This window comes from Klebsiella sp. CN_Kp075 (assembly GCF_040065055.2).
In the GTDB taxonomy this organism is placed as follows: domain Bacteria; phylum Pseudomonadota; class Gammaproteobacteria; order Enterobacterales; family Enterobacteriaceae; genus Klebsiella; species Klebsiella aerogenes.
The window spans coordinates 756,536-776,015 of record NZ_CM198050.1 but is presented as its reverse complement, the minus strand read 5'-3'; the positions used below and the strand labels follow the sequence as shown (position 1 = coordinate 776,015).

Sequence of the window (19,480 nt, the reverse complement as noted above, 5' to 3'; positions counted from 1 at the left end):
ATTTTTGCTGGATTTTGTCGACCGCGCGGAGGATAAATTGCAAATGATGGCGTAAAAATTTAAATCTGTTGTCCTGGAGGCAAAATGGGCGAAGCGCAACTGCTGGAACGTATTACGCTCGATCGGCAGGCCATTTCGTTTAACCGCATGTACACCACCAGCGTGCTTTACTACCACTGGCATCAATGCGTTGAATTGCTTTATATTTCCAGCGGCTATGGCATCGTGGTGGTGGATAACCAGCACTACACCGCCCGTCCGGGGCGATTATTTATCTTCCCGCCCTTCCGTTTGCACAAAGTGCAGGTCGATCATAGCGATAAAAATCCTTATCACCGCACCACCATGCACATTGAGCAGTCGGTCGTCGAGAGCGCGCTCAGCGCTTTCCCGCGCCATCAGGCCCAGTTCGCGGCGCTGGCCGCCAGCAATCTGCCGGCGCAAATTTACGACCTCAGCGAGCACGCGGCATTTATCGAAAGGATCCTTGAACAGTTTCAGCGTCTGGAGGATAACGAGCAGACCACCGCCTGCGAGGTGGCGTTTTTGATGATGCAGCTAATGACGTTTCTACCCGAGCAGCCGCAACGCTACCCGCCGCGCCAGCAGACCGTCGCCTCGCGGATTATGAACTGGATCGAAGCCCACTATGCCAGCAAGTTTTCCCTTGACCAGTTGGCTTGCGACCTCGGACTTTCGCGCAGCTACACCTCGCGGGTTTTTCGTCAGCAGACCGGCGGTAATATCCATGAATATTTGCTCACCCGGCGAATAAAACGCAGTTGCGATCTGCTACGTAATAGCGATGAGAGCATTGATGCCATCGCATTAGCGGTGGGATTTGGCGAGGTGACCTACTTCATTACCTGTTTTAAAAAGATGATGCGCCAGACGCCGCTGCAGTACCGTAAGGCCAGCCAGCGGCGCTCCGCTTTATAACTTAATCCATCGCCTGCTTGAGGCCAACCTGACGGCGACGCCAGGCGCTATCGCGGCTCGCCAGCCAGTAGTACAACGGCGAGGTCACCAGCAGGCCGACCAGCCAGGAGAGATCGGCGCCGTTAAACCACGCCGAGACCGGGCCAACGTACAGCGGGGTATTCATAAACGGGATCTGCACCAGGATGCCGATGGCGTAGGCCAGCAGCGCGTGCGGGTTGTAACGGCCATAGATGCCACCATCCACCTGAAATATCGAGTTAATATCGTAGTTGCCCTTGTGAATGGCGTAGAAGTCGATCAGGTTAATCGCGGTCCACGGCACCAGCACCACCAGCAGGGCCAGAACCAGATCGATAAAGTGGCTGATAAAGTCCGCCGAGGCGAAGATCGCCGCCGCCACGCAGCAAATAAGCACGATGACCGACAGCAGCGCGCGGCTACGACTGCCGGGGATCCAGCGCCACAGGAAGGTCTGCACCAGGGTTATCACCGACATCACCGCGCCATACAGATTAAGCGCGTTATGGCTGATGACGCTCAGCAGGAACAGCACCAGCATCAACGGGCCTATCGCGCCGGTCGCCAGCTTTACCGCATCCATGGTTTCCAGCCCCACCGGCGTTGCCAGCACCGCTACCGCGCCAAAAATAAACGACAGACTGGAACCGAGCGTCGAGCCAAGGTAGGTGGTCCAGAACGTCGCGGCGACGGGAACATCCGCCGGCAGGTAGCGCGAATAATCAGAAACATACGGGGCGAAGGCAATCTGCCACAGCGCCGCCAGCGACACGGTGGCCAGCCAGCCCGAGAAGGAAAAACCGCCGCGAGTTAAGAAATCGGCGGTATGCAGATGAGTGAAGATGTAGCCAAAGCCGACCATAATGCCGATGCCCAGCACCCAGGTGCCGATCCGGTTGAGAATATGAATACATCGGTAGCCGATGATGCCAATCACGCAGGATCCCACCGCGCCGATCGCAATCCCCACCGGTAGCGGAACCGCGGGAGCGATGCCGTGCAGCGACTGCCCGGCCAGCACGATGTTCGAGGCAAAGAAACCGACGTACATCACCCCGGCGATCGCCACCACCAGCAGCGAACCAAAAGATCCAAACTGCGCGCGGCTCTGGATCATCTGCGGGATCCCCATCTGCGGCCCTTGCGCCGAGTGCAGCGCCATCAGCGCCCCGCCGACCAGATGGCCGACTAAAATCGCAGCGATCCCCCACAGCAGATTCAGGTGAAAGATCTGTACCCCCAGGGCGCCTGTAACGATCGGCAGCGGCGCGATGTTGCCGCCAAACCACAGGGTAAAGAGATCGCGGGTTTTACCGTGGCGATCTTCTGGCGGAATATAGCCAATGGTGTGCTTCTCAATAAGCGGCGGCGATGATTCTTTGGTCGGCATAGCATTCTCCAAAGTCAGGAACCATTAATAATGGTTGTGATGTGCAGGTGTTTTTATGTTTTGGAGATAATGCGCATTATTTAGCGAAAGGGTAAATTACTTTGTTTATGGCTACAGAAAATAAAAAAACTAATTAGCCCGGCAGAACGCCGATAAATATCATAAAAATTTATCATAACCGTTCCGGTAAGATAAAATAATGATATTTTCAACGCAGCGGTAAATTGTCAATTAGTAATACAGAATAAATAATCGTGATGAGATGAATTTATGGCTGATAATAAAATACGGGCCGTTATTCAGGCCCGTATTATGTGATAAGTTAAAACTCAAACGGCTAGCGCTTAACTAAAAAACTTACCTTTCAGTAGATTAAGTCCTGCGGAGACCAGGTCGCCCTGGGCCGGCGCTTCGCCCTGCGGCGACAGGCCATCGACGATTTTTGGCAGGTATTCCGCAATCAGCGATGAGGCGGTTTGCGAATCAACGCCCAGTTTGGCGCCGAGTTCCTGCAGGGCAGGCGAGCCGAATACCGAGGTAATCTGATCGCTGTTCACCGACATATTACTCTGCTGACTAAGCCACGACTCGACGATTTCACCTAAGCCGCCGCTGCGGAATTTTTCCAGGATTCCATGGATACCGCCCTGCTGTTCAATCCAGGTCATGATCGCCTGAAGTTGTTCAGCTTTGCCAGCCTGCCCGCCAAGCACGCCGCCGATTTGATCTAATAATCCCATTACAATCTCCATCAAAACGTTGCTATTAATCCCTGATTCACGGCTTACTTCGCCGGGATAATCAGCACCTGCCCCGGATAGATCTTATCGGGATGCTTCAGCATCGGTTTATTGGCTTCAAAAATACGCTGATAGTCATTGGCGGAGCCATACATCGCTTTCGAGATGGCGCTGAGGGTATCACCGGATTTAACCGTATAGTAACGGCTTTCCGCCCCGCTCTGCGTCACAGTAACGCTATCGTTGACCTGGCCAATCCCGGTTACGTTACCTACCGCCACCAGAATTTTTTCCTTATCTTCCTGTGAACCGACATCGCCCGTTACCGTCGCGGTACCATCGTCCGCTACGGCAATATTGACCTTTTCGGCACCAGGCAGGTTAAGACTATCAATATGTTTTTTCAGCTTGTCGGCCTGATCTTCCTTGCTGGAGCCGGACACGGCATCCCAGATCTTCTCGCCCGCTTCTTTCACAAAACTTAATAATCCCATCTATCCATACCTCCATTACTGTTTCACGATGAATGCTTTCATCAGACACGATAATCATAGCTTATAAATACCGTTCACTTCCTTTAACAAATGCTCGACGAAACGGGTAAGTTTCGGTAAGGGGCGCAGATCCTGGCGCCACAGCAGGTGTATCGGCCTCGGTTCCGGCGTGTAATTTTGCAAAATACGCACCAGTCGGCCATTGGCTAAATCTTCCGCCAGCAGCACTTCCGGCTGCAATAACAGCCCGGCGCCGGCCACCGCCGCCATACGCAGCGCGTAGCCATCGTTGCAGCGCAGCACCGCGTCGCGCTTCCAGCGTACCTCTTCCGCAGCGCCCGGCAGCCGCCACTCGTTGCGCGCGGTCCACACCGTATGCGAAAGACACTGATGCCCGGCTAAATCAGCGGGCGTCTGCGGCGTGCCGTGGCGCGCCAGATAATCCGGCGCCGCGCAGATCGCCATGCGATAGGGGGCGAGATACTTCGCCACCAGATCGGTACGCTGGATGTCGCCGATACGAATCGCCAGATCGATTCCCTCATCCACCAGGTCCACCATGCGGTTTGTCAAATCAAGCTCGACGCGTACCTCCGGCCAGGCCTGCAGAAAGGAGGCGGTCAGCGGCGCGATAATGCTGGCGCCGAAAGAAACCGGCGCACTCACCCGTAGCGTACCGGCAGGGGCCAGCCGTAACCGTTCAACCGAACGCTCGGCATTCGCCACCTGCTCCAGTACCCGCCGCGCCTCATCAAAATAGACTCGCCCGGCATCGGTCAGGCTTTGCCGACGGGTATTTCGCTCCAGCAGGCGGGTGCCGAGCTGGCCTTCAATTAAGGCGATATATTTGCCGACCATCACCGCCGACATCTCAAGGCGCGTCGCCGCGCCGGTAAAACTACCGCACTCTACCACCGCGACAAACGTTTCCATTCCACGCAGCTTGTCCATATTGCAAACCTCTGGTTAGTAATCATCTAACTTTTAGCCAGTTTATCCGACAATCGATTGATTAAAGAATAGAGGCTCACTTCACTGAGGAGTTTGCGATGAAAATTATCGTTATTGGCGCCAGCGGTACCGTTGGCCGCACGGTTGCGGAAGAACTGAGCCGCCAGCATGAAGTTATCCGCGTTGGCCGCACCCACGGCGACGAGCAGGTTGATATCACCTCGCAGCACAGCGTGCAGGCGCTGTTCGAGAAAGTTGGCCCGGTCGATGCCATTGTCTCAGCAGCCGGCAGCTTATACTTTGGCCCGCTAAGCACGATGACCGACCGCGATTTTGACCAGGGACTGCAGGATAAACTGTTGGGGCAAATTCGCCTCGCCCTCACCGGCCAGCATTATCTCAACGATGGCGGCTCCATCACCCTTATCAGCGGCATCGTCGCCGATGAACCGATCGCTCAAGGGGTGAATGCCACCACCGTCAACGCCGGGCTGGCGGGTTTCGTTCGCGCCGCCGCCTGCGAATTACCGCGCGGGATCCGCATTAACCTGATAAGCCCCACCGTGCTCAGTGAGTCTGTCGAGACCTATGATGGTTTCTTCCCCGGTTTCGCCAGCGTACCGGCCGCAGCGGTGGCGCAGGCCTATCGCCGCAGCGTCGAAGGGATCCAAAGCGGGCGGGTTTATAAAGTCGGTTATTAATTATTTTCGGGCAGGATGTCGTATTCCTGCCCTTATATTAAATATCTGTTGGTTATTGTGAAGCGCCTCGCATAACGCACTTCACCCTGTTATTTGTGCGCCTTTAGGATACACCACACGATAATACTAATGTCATGATGTATCAGCTAATTATTTTATTTCCCCATTATTTTATCGGGCCAAGCTCCTATCTCATTAGACCATAATAAAAACAGGGAATTGTTATTTCTCTCTACGGTTCATCATTCTAATCTCCTCGCAATATGGCAGAGTTTTATCTGCCCGATAAAAAACCATCAGCGGGTTTGCCAGTAAAAAATTAAGCACAAAGCATAAAACTCTAAAAATAGCGCAACGCACAGATGCAGCGTTTTTCCAGCGCCGGGTAAAGCATTTTTTTTATATCCAGCACCGATATTTTTTGTCATTTCGCAAATGATACAGAGTTGTAAAAATGGTGAATGAAATGTTGTGATGAGTAGATTAGCTGTACTCCTCATTGAAATATCACTCTTACGCTGATGAAGACCAAAATAATGAGAGAGCACCATGACAAAACATCAATCTGTTAATGTCGAGAATCTTGAAAGTAATACCATCAGACCTATCCCCTTAAATATGCGCCACGGCAAACCAGGCGATCTTTTTACCATTTGGTTTGGCTCCAACATTATGCTGTTAACGGTCATCACCGGCGCGATGTCGGTGACGATTTTCCACCTTTCCTTTTTATGGTCAGTGATTGCGCTATTTATCGGTAGCCTGGTCGGCGGGCTCTTTATGGCGCTGCATTCGGCGCAGGGGCCAAAACTCGGGGTACCGCAAATGGTCCAGACCAAGGGGCAATTTGGCTCCTATGGTTCGGTACTGGTGGTCTCCATCGTCGTACTGATGTATATCGGCTTTACCGCCTCCAGTCTGGTGCTCGGCGGGCAGTCGATGCACGCGATTTATCAGCCGATGAACTCGGACATCGGGATTATCGTGGTCGGCGCGCTAAGCCTGTTCGCCACCATCTTTGGCTATAAGATCATCCACTCCTACGCGCGGATCATGTCGTGGATTTCCGGCATTGTACTGGCGGCAACCTTCGTGTGGATTGTCTTCATCCATGGCCTGCCGGGCGACTTTGTCGACCGCGGCGGCTTCAACATCGTCGGCTTTCTCGGCACCGTCTCTATCGCCGCGCTCTGGCAGCTGGCCTATGCGCCGTATGTCTCTGACTATTCCCGCTATATGCCCTACAGCACCAACGATAAAAGCGTCTTTTACGCCAGCTATTTTGGCTGCATTCTCGGCTCCTATCTGCCGATGGTGCTCGGGGTGCTGGTGGCGATTTGTATCGGTAATGACGATATCATTCAAGGGATTATGGATCTGACCGGCAGCATGGGGGCGATAGTGATTATCGTACTGGCGCTGGGGATCGCCGCCACCAACTCGATGATGCTGTACTGCGGCGTACTCTGTACCCTGACCCTCGGCCAGACTTTTATCGACGGCTGGTCGCCGATGGCGCGGGCACGCATTATCACCGCTATTTTGACCATGCTGCTGGAGATATTCCTCGCTATCTATGGCCAGGAAAATTTCCTGCTAATCTACACCAATTTTATTACCGTGCTGCTGTATGTGCTGGTGCCGTGGACGGCGATTAATCTGGTCGATTATTATTTAGTGGCCCACGGCGAATATCACGTTGAATCGTTCTTTAAACGCGATGGCGGTATTTACGGTTACTTTAATGCAACGGCGATATCCTGCTATATCCTCGGTATTCTGGTCGAAGTACCGTTTATGTCGACCTCAATTTATACCGGGCCAATCGCCCTCTCCTTCGGCGGCGCGGATCTCTCCTGGATTGTGGGTTTATTGGTGGTCTCGCCGGTCTATTATTATTTCTCGAAAGCGAAGAGTGTTAAAAGCATGGCTTTTGCAAAAGAGAAGGTTTAAGGCCTACAAGAAAGCGCGCCGCCTTCGCGGCGCGCCGGCGTTTAAGCTGACATCCAGCGGCAGAGATTTTTCAACATCTGCTCGCACTTTTCCAACTGCGCCTCGCTAACAAACTCATCCGCCTTATGCCCCTGCTCCATGCTCCCCGGGCCACAAACAAGCGTGGCCACGCCGGCCTCATCAAACAATCCGCCTTCGGTGCCAAAAGCGACCGTTGAAAAATCCTCGCATTCGGCCCACTGCGCCAGCCAGCCGGCGAACGCCGACTGCGGGTCGCTCAGCAGGCCGGGATACTGGCTAAGCGGTTGAAAGGTAATAGCCGATTCCGCCGCCGTCGCGCGCATTTTTGGCAACAGCTCGCCTTCGGCATACGCCTGCAGCGAGGCCAGCGCATCATCGACCGACACATCCGGTAAATGGCGAATTTCAAAATCGAACTGACAGTGCTGCGGTACAATATTCAACGCCGCGCCGCCCTTAATTACCCCCACCTGCAGGGTGCTGAAAGGCGGATCGAAACGCGTATCCTGGCGAAGCGCAAGCTGCTCGCCCAGCTCCTCCAGGCGGCCAATCAGCTTTGCTGCCCAGGCAATCGCATTCACGCCATCGGGCGCGTAAGCGGAGTGGCAAGCGTGGCCGTGAACATCGCAGCGCATCGCCAGCTTCCCCTTGTGACCATATACCGGGCGCATCTCCGTCGGCTCGCCGATAATGCACATCGCCGGTTTCTCTGCCGACGCCTGCAGATGGGCGACCAGGCTGCGTACGCCAAGACATCCCACCTCTTCATCGTAGGAAAAAGCCAGGTGCAGCGGCATGCGTAGCGGTTGCGCGAGAAATTCAGGAATGGCGGCCAGTACGCAGGCGAGAAAGCCTTTCATATCGGCACTACCGCGGCCGTAGCAGCGGCCATCGCGTTGCGTGAGGGCAAAAGGGGGAACCGTCCATGGCTGGCCGTCAACCGGCACCACATCGGTATGGCCGGAGAGCATAACGCCGCCGGGCCCCGCAGGGCCCAGTCGTGCATAAAGATTAGCTTTTCTCCCTTGCGCATCATAAAAGCGCTGCGTTTCGATTGCGAAGCCGTGGAGATAATCGGCAATATCGTCGATCATCGCCAGGTTCGATTCGCGGCTGGTGGTGTCAAACGCCAGCAGCCGCGCCAGAATATCCTGTAATCGACTATTCATCACCGGGTACTCCGTAACTGGGAGCCTCCCGCGGGTCGAGGGCGCGCGTGACATAGGCCTGCATTTGCGGTTCATAGGCCTGCCACAGCGCCGCCAGCTCGCCAATCGGGTCCGTTTCACTCCAGTCAACGCGCAGATCCACCAGCGGCCAGGAGTAATCATCCACCACTTTCACCGCCGCCGAATGGACCGGACCGGCCTCGCCGCCCTGAGCGACGCCAGCCTGCAGCGCGGCAACCAGCCGCGTCGCCAGCTCGCCTTCGGTTTGCGAAAACGTTGCCGCCATCGCGGCAATCACCGCATCCGACGCCAGCATATTACCGCCGGCGATACAGTTATCGCCCTGCACAACATGCCAGGTCCCCAGCGTTTTATCGCCGCTGAACCACGCGGTCTGGCCGCTGGCGTCGATGGCGATAATCTGCCGATAGCGGCTAAAGTCGTCTTCCGCCAGCGCCCGACGCATCGCTTTCTCCGCCGTCAGCCCCTGCTCCATCTGCGCCAGAGTGAGTTGCCCCAGCGCCGGTAAGGTAATGTTCTGGCTCGATACCGCCCCTACCCCCGCCTGTAGCCACGGGCAGCGGGCGCCGACGGCAATGCTTGAAGAGCTGATCGCGATACCAAACTGCCCGCTTTCCGGGCAGCGTGCGGCAATCGAAAATGTCATCCTGCCTCCTTATTTCGCCGCGTCATCAGGGATGACGGCAATAACATCGATCTCCATTAGCCACTGCGGCTGCGCCAGCGCGGAAATGACCAGTCCGGTGGAGATCGGGAACACGCCTTTTAACCACTTGCCTACCTCTTGATAGACCGGTTCGCGATAGCGCGGGTCGATAATATAGGTGGTCGTTTTCACGATATGCGACAGGTCGCTCCCCGCCTCTTCCAGCAGCTGTTTGACGTTTTTCATCGCCTGTTCCGCCTGCGCCCGAGGGTCGCCAAGGCCCACCAGATTGCCTTCAAAATCCGTCCCTACCTGGCCGCGAACGTAGACGGTATTACCGGCGCGTACCGCCTGACATAAGTCATTGTCCAGCGTCTGATTAGGGTATGTCTCTTTGGTATTGAACATCCGAATACGAGTATGGGTAGGCATAAGGGTTATCCTGTTCAGTAAGTCATGATTAACGCTGGCTGGCGTCTTTGTACTGGGTGTATTTACGGCGGGTGGCGATATGGTCGGCGATATGCTTCGCGTCGTGCCAGACGCCCCAGATAAAGGTTGATCCCCGGCGCGATAACCACGGCAGGCCGAGGAAGTAGACGCCCGGCTCGCTGGAGACGCCGCGCTGATGCTGAGGACGGCCCTGTTCGTTGAAAGCGTTGACGTTGAGCCAGCTGTAGTCCACCGCATAGCCGGTAGCCCAGATAATGGTGTTAATCCCCGCCTGCGCCAGATCGAGCGAGAGGATCGGCGACGTCATGCAGTCCGGGTCCGTTAAGAATTGCCGCGCGGCGGGCTCTTCCGGTAAATCCAGGCCATTGGCGGCAATGTAAGCATCGGCGGCATCCAGCAGCGCCAGATAGTTTTCATCGCCGAGGCGAATGTTTTCGACGAGATTATTTTTAAAGGAGACGGTTCCCCCGGCGAAGGATTCGGTGAGACCAACCAGCGTGATACCACGATGCGCCAGCTCGCGGAAATCAACCGTGTGGCCGCCGTGCGCGCCGCTAACCGCGATGGTGACGTGCTCTTTACCGGGTTCGCTGGCCGGGGCATCCCACAGGCCTAATACCCCCAGCCACCAGCAGAAATCCCGGTTACGATAGGCGCGCGGCGGGCGGTCATGGGCGCCGACCGACAGATAAACCTTGCGGCCCGCGCGCTGCAGTTCGTCGGCGATTTGCACGCCGGACGAGCCCGCGCCCACCACCAGCACCGCGCCTTCCGGCAGTTGCTGCGGGTTGTAATATTTCGCCGAATGAATTTGATGGATGGCGCTGTCGCGCGGGGCGATCGGCGGGATAACCGGCTTCTGGAACGGCCCGGTCGCCGCGACAATATTCAGCGCTTCAATCACGCCGTCGGTGGTTTCAATGGTAAACCCCGGACGCCCGTGATTACGCACCGCACTTTTGACTTCCACGCCGGTACGGACCGGAAGATTAAACTCGCGCACATAATCGACAAAGTATTGCGCAACATCATCCTTGGCAATAAAGGCATCGGGGTCGCCGCCTTTAAACTCCATGCCCGGAAAACGGTCATGCCACGCCGGGCCGTTCGCCACCAGCGAATCCCAGCGGCCGGTACGCCAGGCTTCGGCAATGCGATTCTTTTCCACGACCAGATGCGAAATACCCTGTTTGCTCAGGTGCTCGCTCATGGCGATACCGGCCTGCCCCCCGCCAACAACCAGCGTCTCGATTTGTATTTTTTCTACGGTCATAAATATGTCCTTCGGTGATGTTCTGCTCATGACCGAGGTTAATAAACCGTTATGCACAGGTAAATTATTATAAATTTAGCACCTGAGAATAAAATAATGATGCAGCGGATTCGCCCCGCCGCCAGGCCATTTCCGCCACGCTAATACGCAGTATTTATTTTTCAGGCATGAGATTTTGAAAGGAAAAACAACCATGACTTTCGAGGCTCATAAAAATATCGTCAGAGCTTCGTTTTTTTATAGGCAATAAAACGCAGAAAATATTACATGAATATATTTACCCGCGCTAATGGCGGGTAAATTTGCTCATTCAGGCGACTTTCACTTCTTGCTGCGGCGGGCTTAATACCGCATTGCGGCAATACTCCATAAATAGTTTGGTCGGCTTGGTCGGTTCGCTACTGCGCAGATGGGCCATCACCAGCGCGGAATTCGCCATTTCATCCTGAATCTCCACACAACGTACCTGCTGGCCGTCATAGGTCATGTCGTTCACCGGGCGCGTCACCAGCACCGAGAAGCCCAGCCCCTGTCCGACCATGCAGCGCACCATCTCAATCGACGGCGAACTGTAGGCCACCTGCGGGTTGTAGCCCTTATCTTTGAAAATGCTGATGAAGTAGTTTTTGCTCGGCACCACATCCAACAGGATCATTGGCAGATTGCTCAGCTCGGACAGCCGCACGGCGTGCCGCTGGGCCAGGGGATGATCCGCCGGTAACAGCGCATAGGGCTTCTGCGGCGCGTTGAGGCTCTCGGTATAAATCGAGGTATCCAGTTCGAGATCATAGAGAAAAGCCAGGTCAAAACGCCCGCGGTGCAGACCGTGAGCAATCTCGTGCTGCTCGCCGTCGTAAATTTTAATGGTGATTTCCGGATAAATTTTCTTAAACCCGGCCATCAACGACGGCATATACAGCGGCGCGGCGGTCTCGAAACAGCCGATGGAAATAATCCCGGAGACCAGCTCATTATCGGCCTTCGAGTTTTGTTCAAATTGATAAGAGAGCCGCAGCAGTTCTTTGGCTTTTTCATAAAAACGCTGTCCGCTCGGGGTCATTGATACCCCCTGGGCGTGGTGGCGAATAAAAAACTGCTGTTCAAACATATCTTCCAGCGTCTTCACGGCGATGGAAATCGACGGCTGCGCGATATGCAGCTGGCGTGAGGCTTCAGCAATACTTTCCGCCTCGACGACGGCAACAAAGTATTTGAGCTGTTTCAGGGTGAAATGGGGCATGTGATACCTTATTTTTTTATCATCAAGGAGGCAGGCTGGTTAGCTTTAAACGATGAACACCCTGGCCTGCAACCCTCTGCCGTGAAAAAGATCAACAATCCGACAGCGATCAGATTTTTACAGAAAATTAACAGATACCTGGCGAGAAAATTGCGAGCGCCGGAGGATGATACTTCGGCCAGTATAAGCAGGATGAGAAAAAACAAGGCATATAACTACCTTATATTACAAGACATTAATCTCGCTTTAATTCACAGAAACGCGCTAACGGGCTTGCCCGTCTCACCGTGATTCATTTTGTCATGAGTATTGTTTTTATTATCAATAATTAAATCTAAGAATATTAAATGTTGCTAACGACATGTTCAGCTCGCCGACGCCGAAAATTAGCGGAAAACAAAAACTCTTTGAATTACAGCTTATTGAAAAATCGCACGTCCCCGTTATTTGAGCGCCATCACAGCGTACGACCTCCCGCCCTGGATCACAGAAAATCGCCAATCCTGGCTAACAACGATTTTTATAGAGGTTGCCTAGATTTTTAGTCCTTTCTCGCCGCATTGCCCTCCTGCATCATGAACTCAAAGAAACAAATAAATAACAATTACGCAACATGCGAAGGAGAAGGTTCATGTCTGATAGAAACTTTTGGCAGCGCAGGCTGCAGGAGCAGCGCTTTATCAGCCACGCCATTATCGATGGTCGACCGTACGTCGCGAAAAGCCGTAAAACCTGTCCCGCCATTAACCCAGCCAGCAATACGCTGCTGGCGGAAGTCACCTCGCTGCAGACGGAAGATATCGATATCGCCGTCGCCTCCGCGCGTCGCGCTTTTACCTCCGGCGTTTGGTCAGGTCTGGCGCCACAGGAACGTAAACGCGCGTTGCTGCGCCTGTCGGCGCTGATCCTTCAGCATCGCGAAGAGCTGGCGCTGCTGGAGAGCGTCAGCATGGGGAAACCGGTCAACGATGCGCTGAATATTGATGTCCCCGGCGCCGCGCACATCCTCAGCTGGTATGCCGAAAGCGTAGATAAACTCTACGATGAAGTGGCTCCCGCCAGGCCCGGTGCGCTGGCGACCATCACCCGACATCCCGTCGGCGTGGTCGCCGCCATTGTACCGTGGAATTTCCCGCTGGACCTCGCCTCCTGGAAGTTGGGTCCGGCGCTGGCCGCCGGCAATAGCGTGATCCTCAAGCCCTCGGAAAACTCGCCGTTTAGCGCCCTGCGTCTGGGCGAGCTGGCGCTGGAGGCCGGTATTCCGCCAGGCGTGCTTAACGTGGTGACCGGGCTGGGCACCGAAACCGGGAGCGCGCTGGGACTGCATCACGATATCGATGTCATCGCCTTCACCGGCTCAACCGCCGTCGGCAAAGCCTTTATGGCCTATTCGGCCCAGTCCAATCTGAAACAGGTATGGCTGGAGTGCGGCGGCAAGAGCGCCAATATCATTTTCGCCGACAGCCAGGATCTCGATCTGGCCGCTGAAAAAGCAGCCTTCGGCATCTGTTTTAACCAGGGCGAAGTCTGCTCGGCAAACTCCCGCCTGCTGGTTGAGCGCCCGATTTACGCGGCATTCATCGCCAAACTGCAAGAAAAAATGCAGGCCTGGGCCCCGGCGCATCCGTTCGATGCGGATGCCCGCATGGGGGCCATGGTCAGCGCCGCCCATGCCGAAAAAGTGATGGCGGCTATCCGCCGTGCACAAGACGAGGGCGCAACGCTGCTTACCGGCGGCCGTACGGTGGAAATAGACGGCGTCGCCAACTACGTTCAGCCGACGCTTCTGGCCGACGTAAACGAAGAGATGGCGCTGTGGAAAGAGGAGATTTTTGGTCCGGTGCTGGCGGTTTGCGCCTTCGATAGCGAGAAGGAGGCGGTTCATCTGGCGAATAACCATATCTATGCGCTGGCCGCCTCGCTGTGGACCGACAATCTGCACCGCGCCCATCGCGTCGCCGCGCAGCTGACCGCCGGAACAATCTCGGTAAATACCGTCGACGCGCTGGACGTCACCGTTCCCTTTGGCGGAAACAAGCAGTCGGGCTTTGGCCGCGATCTGTCTCTACATGCCTTTGATAAATTCACCAGCCTCAAAACCACCTGGTTTCAATTTCGCGAGTAGGCCGCAGCCTGCATCACTTTTTCAGTTTCAGCAGACAGGAGAGACGAAATGACTAATCCAAGCAATCAGAACCGTTCGACGTCCGATTACCAACATTCAGATGCGGCTCACCATATTCACGCCTTCCTGGATCAAAAAGCGCTGAACGCCGAAGGGGCGCGCGTGATGGTACGCGGCGAAGGGTTATACCTGTGGGACAATGACGGGAATAAATACCTCGATGGGATGTCCGGCCTGTGGTGTACCCAGTTGGGCTACAGTCGCCAGGATCTGGCGGACGCCGCCGCGGCGCAGTTTGCCAAACTGCCCTATTACAACATGTTCTTCCACACGACCCACCCGGCGGTTATCGAGCTTTCCGAGCTGCTGTTTAGCCTGCTTCCGCCGCACTACAGCCACGCTATCTACACCAACTCCGGTTCGGAATCGAATGAAGTGCTGATTCGCACCGTTCGCCGCTACTGGCAGATCCTCGGCAAGCCGGAGAAAAAGGTGATGATTGGCCGCTGGAACGGCTATCACGGCTCCACGCTGGCGGCAAGCGGGCTCGGCGGCATGAAGTTCATGCATGAAATGGGCGGCGTGATCCCGGACGTGGCTCATATCGATGAACCCTACTGGTTTATGCACGGCGGCGACCTGACGCCGCAGGAGTTCGGCCTGCGCTGCGCCCGCCAACTGGAAGAGAAGATCCTGGAACTGGGGGCGGAAAACGTCGCCGGCTTTATCGCCGAACCGTTCCAGGGGGCGGGCGGGATGATCTTCCCGCCGGAAAGCTACTGGCCGGAGATCCAGCGTATCTGCCGGCAATATGACGTGCTGCTGTGCGCCGATGAGGTGATTGGCGGCTTTGGCCGTACCGGCGAGTGGTTTGCGCATCAGTACTTCGGCTTTGAACCGGATACGCTGTCGATTGCCAAGGGGCTAACCTCCGGTTACGTACCGATGGGCGGTCTGGTGCTGAGCAAACGCATGGCCGAAGTGCTGGTAGAAAAAGGCGGCGTTTTCCCACACGGCCTGACCTATTCCGGCCACCCGGTGGCGGCCGCGGTGGCGATTGCCAACCTGAAAGCCTTACGCGATGAGAATCATGTCACCCGGGTTCGCACCGATAGCGGCCCCTATCTGCAAAAAACGCTGCGCGAGGTGTTTGAAAACCATCCACTCATTGGCGAGGTACAGGGCGCCGGACTGGTGGCCGCCCTGCAGTTTGCCGAAGATAAAGCGACCCGCAAACGCTTTGCCAACGAGAACGAACTGGCCTGGCGCTGTCGCACCATCGGCTTTGAAGAAGGCGTGATCATCCGCTCAACGCTGGGGCGCATGATCATGGCGCCGGCGCTGATTGCCGGACATAGCGAACTCGATGAACTGGTTGAAAAAACCAAGCGTGCCGTTGACCGTACCGCTAAAGAGATTGGCCTGCTATAAGTCAATTACTTACTGCTTTTGATTATCTTTTAGCGGAGGCCTTCGGCCTCCGTTTTTACCTGCATTCCACTTAGCAGGGTTCCGGGTATCAGCAGACCGTCATGAGATGCGCTTTTAGAGCGTCGGCAAAAAAATGTTGATCTGATACGAACAAGCTTTTATTTTGCTGCTAGTTTTCAAACTGAGATGAAACTGATGCCTACTATTATCGCCAGTAGTATGAAAGAAGCTAAAGAATTAATTAACGCCAGAAAGTATCGGGAAATAGTACTGAACTTCGATGTTGACGCTGATGATTTCTTCACCCTTGCAACGGCTCAGCATGACACCAAAATCACCTTTGCAAACAAAAATAGCCACTCACCGGTTACATTAGAAAAATAATAAAACCCCTGAGGAAATCTTTATGTTGTTGTTTATTGGCACTATTGCTGTCGCTTTTCTCTCTTCCCTGATGCTCATCTGGCTTGACGATCGCATCGCCGAGCAAGAGTAAACGCTCCCCCGATTTAAAGCTCTCCGCACCGGTCATCGGTGCGGAGACAAAAGATTACAGCGATTTAGCCAGACGTTCGACGGCGGTCAGCAGACCGGCTTCAGAAACCGTCGAGTAGGAAAGACGCAGCGTGCGGGTATCCGGATTATCGTTGTAGAACGCTTCACCAGGTACGTAAACCACGCCGTTTTCCAACGTCTTCTCAAGCCACGCCATGGTATCGAACGGATAGCGGAAACGGGCCCACAGGAACATTCCCCCTTCCGGGCGGCTAAACTCAAGATGCTCGCCAAGACGACTTTCCAGCGCATCAGCCAGCGCCACGCACTTCTTGCGGTAGTCTTCGCGGATCAGAGCGATCTGATCGTTCAGGCGATTCATTTCCAGATACTCAGCAGTGATAACCTGAGAGAGCATATTAGTATGCAGATCCGCCGCCTGCTTAACGATCACCGCCTGGTGCGCCAGCCATTCCGGCATCACGATCCAGCCGATACGCATTCCCGGCGCAAGGATCTTGGAGAACGTGGAGGTGTACACCACCCGTTCTTCACAGCCTTGTTCGATCGCATGTTGATACAGCGGACGACGCACTTTATCGGTGAAGCTGATTTCGCCGTAGGGATCGTCTTCGATGATCACAAAATCATGTTGCTTCGCTAGCGCCACCAGCCGCTGGCGTCGATCGTCGCTGAGGGTTTTACCGCCAGGGTTGCCAAATGTCGGCACCAGATAGACCGCTTTAACCTTAGTGGTTTCCAGCAGATCGGCCAGTTGTTCAACCAGCATGCCGTTATCGTCGGTATCGACGCTCAGGATATTCGCCTGCGCCAGCTGGAACACCTGCAGCGCGGCAAGGTAGGTCGGACGTTCAACGACGACCGCATCGCCCGGATCGAGCAGCGTGCGGGCGACGATATCCAGCGATTGCTGCGAACCGGAGGTGATATACACCTGGCTTGCCGAGCAGACCACGCCGCGCGACTGGCAGATTTCGCTCACCGCCTGGCGCAGCGGCGGATATCCTTCGGTAAGGCCGTACTGGAACGCATCATTAAAACGTTCACTCATCACCTTTTGCACCGCGAGGTTGAGACCTTCGGTATCAAACAGTTCCGGAGCCGGAATACCGCCGCCAAGCGAAATGACGCCAGGCAGTTTACTGTGTTTGAGAAGTTCGCGGACGGCGGAGGGCTTAAGTTCACCCGCGCGGGCGGCGAGGCGCCGATCGTGCATATGCTTTTCCTTTTCTGTCTTGTTGTTGTGTTAGTTGTTCGTTGTAGCTTTGCAGGTGCCGGGCAGCGATGCTAGCCGCTGCCCGGTTTGCGGCCGTTACTCGTCGTCTTTCAGCACGACTAATGGCTCAATATCGCTCTCTTTTTTCACCACCAGCGAATCATCGCCGCGCAGGCAGGTACCGCCATAGTTACCGCCCACCGTGAAGGTGCACACCTGAATGTACTTGCCGTCAACCTTCGGCAGACACCACAGCTGCTGGTAAATATTTTTGCGATCGACAAATTGCCCGCTGGTCTGATCCAATACCTCATCGTGCGGGCTTATCAGATCGATGTTATTACCGCAGCGCCCGGAGATCGGTTTGACCGCATAACCGGTTTTCGCCAGCTCGTCATTGACCACAAAATCGGTATCCAGCAGATAGCGATGATGTGGGAACAGCGACCACAGCACCGGCAGAATCGCCTTGTTGCCGGGGATAACCGTCCACAACGGTTCGAATACCAATACTTCAGGGCGCAGCAGGACGTCAATCAGGCGCACCTCATTTTGCGGATGACCGGTACGAATCGGCACTGCCGCATACTCATCGGCGCTGACTTCACGCACCTGCTCGATGGCGGTTTCCCATGCCCAGGTCTTCCACACGCAGTTAACCAAGCGGCCATCGCCGTCGATAAGCTGCCCGGCAGCATCCCAGCGTAGCTCATCAAGACCAAAGAGAATTTTGCTCTCAAAGCCCGCCTCGGTTAGCGAACGCTGAATAAACTGGGCATGGTAGTTCTCTTCAAGATCCTTATCCTGCATGATGTGCACGAACGGCCGCGCGCGGCTGTGCTTCCACGCCCCCGCCAGCTCCTCAAGCAGATTTTCCGCCGGATTATGGCCGGTACCGCGATAGCCCTGTTTCAGCCACTGTTCGAGGATCAATCCGCCTTCCGTATGGCAAGAGGCAGAGTCGGCGTTGTATTCGTACACCTTCAGCCCGCGCTCATCCATGCAGAAATCCATGCGCCCGGTAATCATATGATGACGGCGGCGCTGCCACGAGAGGCGCAGACGAGGCCAGAGAATTTTCGGAATATCGAACAGCGCCAGCAGGTTGTCATCCTTCATCACCTTATCAGTGGCGTGCAGATACATCAGATGCAGTTCATTGGTCGCTTTAATCAGTTCCTGTTCGGCGCTCTCGCTGATGGTGAAGTACTGGTAGGGATCCTGATTGATGAAATGACCGTTGGCTTCAACATAGGCCTTTTGCAGCGCGTCTTTCTCATTGAGCCAGTTACCGCGGAACTGGCCTTTATTCGGCAGCCGCGCGCCGCTGATTTTCATCTCCTCGCCCGGCAGCACCGGCTGCGGCAGGCTATGCTCGGTATCGGCGGTCTGGATCATCCAGCCTAAAATTTCGGTATCGGCAAAGGTATCTTTGATGGTGTAGACGCCGTCTTTCACTTCCAGCGTCAGCTCGCGGGTCCACTGCTGCCCCTGCGGCAGCGGCGCGTGGATGACGTTCTGCTCGGCGATACGGACCTTATTCCCTACCAGTTGCGTAATCACCGCCACGTGTCCGGTATGTTTAAACTCGCCGCCTTTCTGCCAGATTAGCAGCGAACCGGCGATCGGCGGACGGCGCGAGCCGTTGGCGAAGGCCTGCAGGGGAAGAATGTTGTCATTGACCACTTCGCGCAGAAAGCGCAGCGAGAAGATTTCATAAGCCATACCGACGTCGGTAAAGACAAAGCCGTAGGTGAGGAATAAAAAGCGCCGCGCGAACTCCACGCACTGCCATTTATGCCCCATATACTCGTTGCCGATATAGCTGCGGAAAGCGGCGTCATCCGGATAATCTTGTGGATTTAAACTACTGTAATTCGAAGAATAAATTGCCACGCCGCCCGGCGCGTAGCCCAAAAGCGTGCCGAAAGGGGCGTCAATACTGGTCGATCCTTTACTCATTTAGCCTGACCTCAAATTAATGCAGCCCGGGCAGTTGGCGGAACAAAACTCCCTCTTCTTATCCTGCCGCAGGCACTTACCAGACAGAGGTGAAATGATGATACCACTCATTCGATTCGCTAAACGTGCCCTTATAGAAAATAACCCGGCGTCCATTGGCAAAAGTGATATTGTTAGCCAACACATAACAAAAAAACATCACTACATCAGGAGTCGAC

At 55.0% G+C, this 19,480-nt stretch carries 18 protein-coding genes; 6 read left to right on the top strand and 12 right to left on the bottom strand.

Features of this window, described 5'->3' with window-relative positions; all coding sequences use genetic code 11:
• Window positions 1–84: 84 nt before the first annotated feature.
• Entirely contained in the window at window positions 85–939 is an 855-nt protein-coding gene (locus tag ABLV78_RS03740) for an AraC family transcriptional regulator (RefSeq protein ID WP_015369696.1), read from the top strand.
• A 1-nt stretch (window position 940) separates the two neighbouring features.
• Here the strand turns inward: ABLV78_RS03740 and ABLV78_RS03735 are convergent, their stop codons facing one another.
• From ABLV78_RS03735 to ABLV78_RS03720, 4 genes are all read right to left on the bottom strand, one after another.
• Window positions 941–2,350 (bottom strand): purine-cytosine permease family protein, encoded by a 1,410-nt coding sequence (locus ABLV78_RS03735; protein WP_047042982.1) that lies wholly within the window; start codon window positions 2,348–2,350, stop codon window positions 941–943.
• Window positions 2,351–2,694: 344 nt separating this feature from the next.
• Window positions 2,695–3,090 carry a YidB family protein gene (locus ABLV78_RS03730; RefSeq protein WP_047042985.1) on the bottom strand — a complete coding sequence of 132 codons (396 nt, stop codon included), beginning with the start codon at window positions 3,088–3,090 and terminating at the stop codon, window positions 2,695–2,697.
• 44 nt (window positions 3,091–3,134) lie between these two features.
• Window positions 3,135–3,584 carry a peptidoglycan-binding protein LysM gene (gene lysM / locus ABLV78_RS03725; protein WP_015369692.1) on the bottom strand — a complete coding sequence of 150 codons (450 nt, stop codon included), beginning with the start codon at window positions 3,582–3,584 and terminating at the stop codon, window positions 3,135–3,137.
• 54 nt (window positions 3,585–3,638) lie between these two features.
• Window positions 3,639–4,535, bottom strand: coding sequence for a LysR substrate-binding domain-containing protein (locus tag ABLV78_RS03720; protein ID WP_032712524.1), 897 nt, complete (start codon window positions 4,533–4,535; stop codon window positions 3,639–3,641).
• Between the two features lie 98 nt (window positions 4,536–4,633).
• Between ABLV78_RS03720 and ABLV78_RS03715 the strand changes: the two genes are divergently transcribed.
• On the top strand, window positions 4,634–5,236 hold the full coding sequence (locus tag ABLV78_RS03715) for a short chain dehydrogenase (RefSeq protein WP_047042988.1): 603 nt from the start codon (window positions 4,634–4,636) through the stop codon (window positions 5,234–5,236).
• 549 nt (window positions 5,237–5,785) lie between these two features.
• On the top strand, window positions 5,786–7,189 hold the full coding sequence (locus tag ABLV78_RS03710) for a purine-cytosine permease family protein (RefSeq protein WP_047042991.1): 1,404 nt from the start codon (window positions 5,786–5,788) through the stop codon (window positions 7,187–7,189).
• Window positions 7,190–7,230: 41 nt separating this feature from the next.
• Here the strand turns inward: ABLV78_RS03710 and argE are convergent, their stop codons facing one another.
• The 5 genes from argE to ABLV78_RS03685 form a co-directional block, all read right to left on the bottom strand.
• A complete protein-coding gene (gene argE / locus ABLV78_RS03705) occupies window positions 7,231–8,379 on the bottom strand; it encodes an acetylornithine deacetylase (RefSeq protein ID WP_047042993.1) in 1,149 nt (382 codons plus the stop codon).
• Complete coding sequence (locus ABLV78_RS03700) at window positions 8,372–9,046, bottom strand: DUF1028 domain-containing protein (protein ID WP_047042996.1); 675 nt, start codon at window positions 9,044–9,046, stop codon at window positions 8,372–8,374. Before ABLV78_RS03700 ends, argE begins: the two co-directional genes overlap by 8 nt.
• A gap of 9 nt (window positions 9,047–9,055) precedes the next feature.
• Window positions 9,056–9,478, bottom strand: a complete 423-nt coding sequence (locus ABLV78_RS03695; RefSeq protein WP_047042999.1) for a RidA family protein — start codon at window positions 9,476–9,478, stop codon at window positions 9,056–9,058.
• A 28-nt stretch (window positions 9,479–9,506) separates the two neighbouring features.
• Window positions 9,507–10,772, bottom strand: a complete 1,266-nt coding sequence (locus ABLV78_RS03690; protein ID WP_047043002.1) for a flavin-containing monooxygenase — start codon at window positions 10,770–10,772, stop codon at window positions 9,507–9,509.
• A 310-nt stretch (window positions 10,773–11,082) separates the two neighbouring features.
• Window positions 11,083–12,012: a LysR substrate-binding domain-containing protein gene (locus ABLV78_RS03685; protein WP_015703484.1), complete on the bottom strand. Its 930-nt coding sequence runs from the start codon at window positions 12,010–12,012 to the stop codon at window positions 11,083–11,085.
• 631 nt (window positions 12,013–12,643) lie between these two features.
• On the opposite strand from ABLV78_RS03685, the gene ABLV78_RS03680 reads away from it, so the two are divergent.
• The 3 genes from ABLV78_RS03680 to ABLV78_RS03670 all read left to right on the top strand — a co-directional run bounded on the left by ABLV78_RS03680 (window position 12,644) and on the right by ABLV78_RS03670 (window position 15,952).
• Window positions 12,644–14,137: an aldehyde dehydrogenase gene (locus ABLV78_RS03680; protein WP_047043007.1), complete on the top strand. Its 1,494-nt coding sequence runs from the start codon at window positions 12,644–12,646 to the stop codon at window positions 14,135–14,137.
• A gap of 48 nt (window positions 14,138–14,185) precedes the next feature.
• Window positions 14,186–15,568 carry an aspartate aminotransferase family protein gene (locus ABLV78_RS03675; RefSeq protein WP_047043010.1) on the top strand — a complete coding sequence of 461 codons (1,383 nt, stop codon included), beginning with the start codon at window positions 14,186–14,188 and terminating at the stop codon, window positions 15,566–15,568.
• Window positions 15,569–15,763: 195 nt separating this feature from the next.
• Window positions 15,764–15,952, top strand: a complete 189-nt coding sequence (locus ABLV78_RS03670) for a hypothetical protein (RefSeq protein ID WP_015703495.1) — start codon at window positions 15,764–15,766, stop codon at window positions 15,950–15,952.
• Between the two features lie 166 nt (window positions 15,953–16,118).
• Here ABLV78_RS03670 and ABLV78_RS03665 read toward each other — a convergent pair whose 3' ends face one another.
• From ABLV78_RS03665 to ABLV78_RS03655, 3 genes are all read right to left on the bottom strand, one after another.
• A complete protein-coding gene (locus ABLV78_RS03665; protein ID WP_047043013.1) occupies window positions 16,119–17,300 on the bottom strand; it encodes an aminotransferase-like domain-containing protein in 1,182 nt (393 codons plus the stop codon).
• A 96-nt stretch (window positions 17,301–17,396) separates the two neighbouring features.
• Window positions 17,397–19,262, bottom strand: coding sequence for a bifunctional glutathionylspermidine amidase/synthase (gene gss, locus ABLV78_RS03660; protein WP_032712528.1), 1,866 nt, complete (start codon window positions 19,260–19,262; stop codon window positions 17,397–17,399).
• Between the two features lie 76 nt (window positions 19,263–19,338).
• The gene (locus tag ABLV78_RS03655) at window positions 19,339–19,461 is read right to left on the bottom strand and encodes a hypothetical protein (RefSeq protein WP_306463112.1); all 123 of its coding nucleotides are present in this window, start codon (window positions 19,459–19,461) and stop codon (window positions 19,339–19,341) included.
• Between the last annotated feature and the right edge of the window lie 19 nt (window positions 19,462–19,480).